The organism is Tissierellales bacterium, from assembly GCA_035301805.1.
Classification (GTDB): Bacteria; Bacillota; Clostridia; order Tissierellales; family DATGTQ01; genus DATGTQ01.
On sequence record DATGTQ010000127.1, the window covers coordinates 1 to 4,129 of the forward strand.

Annotated in this window: 3 protein-coding genes; all 3 read left to right on the forward strand. The window is 31.0% G+C overall.

Annotation, left to right across the window (positions count from 1 at the left end; translation table 11 throughout):
- Positions 1-877, forward strand: an 877-nt coding sequence (locus tag VK071_06030) for a PglZ domain-containing protein (GenBank protein HLR34873.1), incomplete at its 5' end; no start/stop codon positions are given.
- An 11-nt stretch (positions 878-888) separates the two neighbouring features.
- A complete protein-coding gene (gene brxL, locus VK071_06035) occupies positions 889-2,937 on the forward strand; it encodes a protease Lon-related BREX system protein BrxL (protein HLR34874.1) in 2,049 nt (682 codons plus the stop codon).
- Between the two features lie 38 nt (positions 2,938-2,975).
- The coding region (locus VK071_06040; GenBank protein ID HLR34875.1) for a DUF3578 domain-containing protein at positions 2,976-4,129 on the forward strand (1,154 nt) is incomplete at its 3' end.

The window sequence follows — 4,129 nt, forward strand, 5'->3', positions numbered from 1 at the left end:
AAAAATGAAGAAAGAGGATATGAGAGAGTTTTTCTCCGGTAAGAAAATAATTTATATCTACCATAATCAAATAGATGCTAGAGGAGATAAATTAAATACAGAGGATGAAGTTTTTATAGCCTGTTATGAAGCAATAGAGGAAATAGAGGATATTATAAAAAGGCTTACAAATAATATTTCGGCAACAAAATTTATAATTACAGCAGATCATGGTTTTATATATACTAGAGGGAAGAATAAGGAATCAGAGAAAATAGATAAGTTTTTTGATAAAGACGACAAGATAAATAGGAGATTTATTATATCTGAAAATAGTTATGATACTATAGGTACTAAAAATATAATTATCTCTGATGTATTAGGTAACTATGACAAAAGGACTATAACTACACCACTAACTTCTAATATATTTAAAACTCAAGGAGGAGGACAAAATTTTGTACATGGTGGAAGTTCTCCCCAAGAAGTTATAGTCCCTGTAATTGAAGTGAAGACCAAAAGAGGTGCTATAGAAACGGAAAGTGTAAAAATATCTCTTATAAGTATGATTTCAAAAATTACTAGCTTACTCTTAAGCCTAGATTTTGTACAACAGGAACCAGTTTCAGATATTATTAAACCTACAACATATAAGATTAGCTTTGTAGATAAAGATGGAGAATTAATATCTAATGAAGAAATTTATACAGCAAAAAGTAAATCAAAGGATTCAGCTAATCGTATATTTAATTTAAAGTTTAGGCTTAGAAATAAAAAATATAAGAGAGATGAGGAATACTATTTTACAATAACAGATATAGAAACAGGTATAGAAATTCATAGACAGCAAGTTATGATAGATATAGCTTTTGCAGATGATTTTGGTTTTGATATATAAGGGGGAGTTAGATGTCTAATTTATTTGATAGAGATGAATTACTCAATAAACTTTTAACTCACTTTTCTGGGGAAATTGTAAGAAAAGATTTGACTAAAAGAATAAAAGAGGGAGCAAATGTTCCAGTATACGTACTGGAATATTTGCTCGGCATGTATTGTTCTTCTCAGGATGAAGAGATAATTGAACAAGGCGTTCAAAATGTAAAGGATATATTATCTAGGAATTATGTAAGGCCAGATGAGGCACAGAAGATTATTTCTAAGCTTAGAGAAACTGGGGCTTATACTGTTATAGATAAAGTGTCAGTAAAATTAAATTATAAGAAAGATACTTATGAAGCGGAGTTTTCTAATTTAGGACTTAGTGGTGTTCCTATATCCAATACTTACCCATCTAAATATGAAAGACTTTTGTCTGGTGGAATATGGTGTATAGTACAGATGGAATATTTTTTTGATGAAGGAGATAGAAATCGAGTTCCTTTTATTATAAACAAGTTAACTCCTGTCCAAATGCCTGGGATAGATATGGATGAATTTAAAAAGGCTAGATCTGAATTTACTACTGAAGAATGGATAGATATAGTTTTACGTAGTACGGGAATGGAGCCAGACAGACTTGATGAAAGGGAAAAATGGCTGCATTTAGTACGATTAGTACCATTAGTAGAAAATAATTATAATTTTTGTGAATTAGGGCCAAGAGGGACGGGAAAGTCTCATGTTTATAAAGAAATTTCACCAAACTCTATACTGGTTTCAGGTGGACAAACTACTGTGGCTAATTTATTTTATAATATGAGTACTAGACAAGTAGGTCTAGTTGGTATGTGGGATTGTGTGGCATTTGATGAAGTAGCAGGCATTACTTTTAAAGATAATGATGGGGTACAAATAATGAAAGACTACATGGCATCAGGATCTTTCGCCCGGGGAAAAGAAGAAAAAAATGCAACAGCTTCTTTTGTATTTGTAGGAAATATAAATCAATCTGTAGATGTGCTATTAAAGACATCTCACTTATTTGAGCCTTTTCCTGAAGCTATGGGGATGGATACTGCTTTCTTAGATAGAATGCATTGTTATTCTCCAGGGTGGGAAATACCTAAGTATAGACCAGATTTCTTTACAGATGATTATGGATTTATTACAGATTATTTTGCTGAAGTCATGAGGGAGCTAAGAAAAATATCCTATGGTGATAGCTACGAAAAATATTTTAAATTAGGTAGTCAACTTAATCAAAGAGATACTATTGCTGTTAAAAAGACTATTTCAGGAATGGTAAAACTAATATATCCTCATGGAGAGTATAGAAAAGAAGATATTGAAAAGATTTTAAGGTTTTCGTTGGAAATGAGAAGAAGGGTTAAAGAACAACTTAAAAAAATAGGTGGAATGGAGTTTTATGATGTAAACTTTTCATATATAGATAATGAAACTTTTGAAGAGGAGTATGTTTCTGTACCTGAACAAGGTGGGGGAACTCTTATTCCAGATGGTATAGGTAAACCAGGACATTTATATAGTGTATCTAGAGGAGATTCTGGAATGTTAGGAGTTTATAAGATGGAAACTCAAATGACTTCTGGAAATGGAAAATTTGAAAGAACAGGTATAGGTTCTAATTCTAGGGCTAAAGAATCAGTAGACAATGCTTATAAGTATCTTAAGGCTAATAGTGGTAGTATAAGTGGAAGTATAAGTACAACTACAAAAGATTATCTTATACATATACAGGATCTAAATGGTATAGGCATGACAACAGAGTTAACTTTATCCACTATAATTGCTATATGTTCGGTGGCATTAGGAAAACCTGTAATTACCAGTATGGCTGTTTTAGGCGATGTAAGTATTGGAGGAACCTTAATAAAGGTAGAAGAATTAGCTAATACATTACAAGTATGTCAAGATAGTGGAGCAAAAAAAGTATTATTACCCTTGACTTCAGCGGCAGATTTAGGAACGGTTCCACCAGAACTAGTTGGTTCCTTTAATTTAATCTTTTATAAATCAGCAGAAGATGCTGTATTTAAGGCATTAGGTGTAGAGTAAAAATGTAGAAAGCATAGTCTGATACGGATGGTGATACATTGATAACTAATCATTTTAAAGAGATATTAGATAATTATTTAGAAAGTATAAAAAAAGGTAGATTCAATAAAAATCATGAAATGTTTAAATTAGTAAATTATACTGCTACAGATGCAGTTAAAAATATCGCTGAGGAATATGGTTTGAGTGCTAGAGGTTCTTCTGGAGCAGGGGGATGGACAAAATACCCTTGGATAGCTATATATAATGATAATATTACTACGACTATTCAAAGGGGAGTATATATAGTATATTTATTTTCCCAAGATATGAGTAGAGTATATTTAACTTTAAATCAAGGGTGTACAAATTTAAAGAAAGAGCTGGGAACTAAAGCAGCTAGAAAGGCAATGGTCTCTACTCGTGAAATGATTAGAAATATTTTAAATAATAGTAGATTCAATACAGATAATGATTTAATCATGGGAAATGTAGATTATGAAATTGGATCAATTTATTATAAGGAGTATTTAAAGGATAATTTTCCAAGGGAAGCAGAATTTGTTGAAGATTTACAGGAAATGATTAGAATTTATAATGATTATTACAATATAATTTTTACCGGAAGGAACAAGGTGGCAACTGAAACTAAAATGTTAGATTCTGGAGAGGGAAGTATGAAAGATGTTATTGGCAAAATTGATAAAATTATTAGGGCAAAGGGTTATATATTCTCATATGAAGAATTAAGTAATTTTTATCTTAGTTTAAAAACAAAGCCTTTCCTTATTCTGGCTGGAATAAGTGGAACAGGAAAGTCAAAATTAGTTAAATTATTTGCAGAAGCAGTAGGAGCAACGTCTTCCAATGGTCAATATAATGTTATTAGTGTTAAACCAGATTGGAATGATAGTACGGAATTGTTTGGATACAAAAATATTAATGATAGGTTTGTGCCAGGTCAATTAACTAGGATAATTAAAAAAGCCTCTGAACCTAAAAATATAAATAAACCCTATTTTATTTGTTTAGATGAAATGAATTTAGCAAGGGTTGAATATTATCTTAGTGAATATTTAAGCATTATTGAATCACGATATTTTGATCAAAATAAAGGATTACTTACTGATAGAATATTTCCTAATGGATATTTGCCTAGGGAGAACCCATATGCCGGTTTAAGGATACCAGAAAATTTATATATTATAGGAAC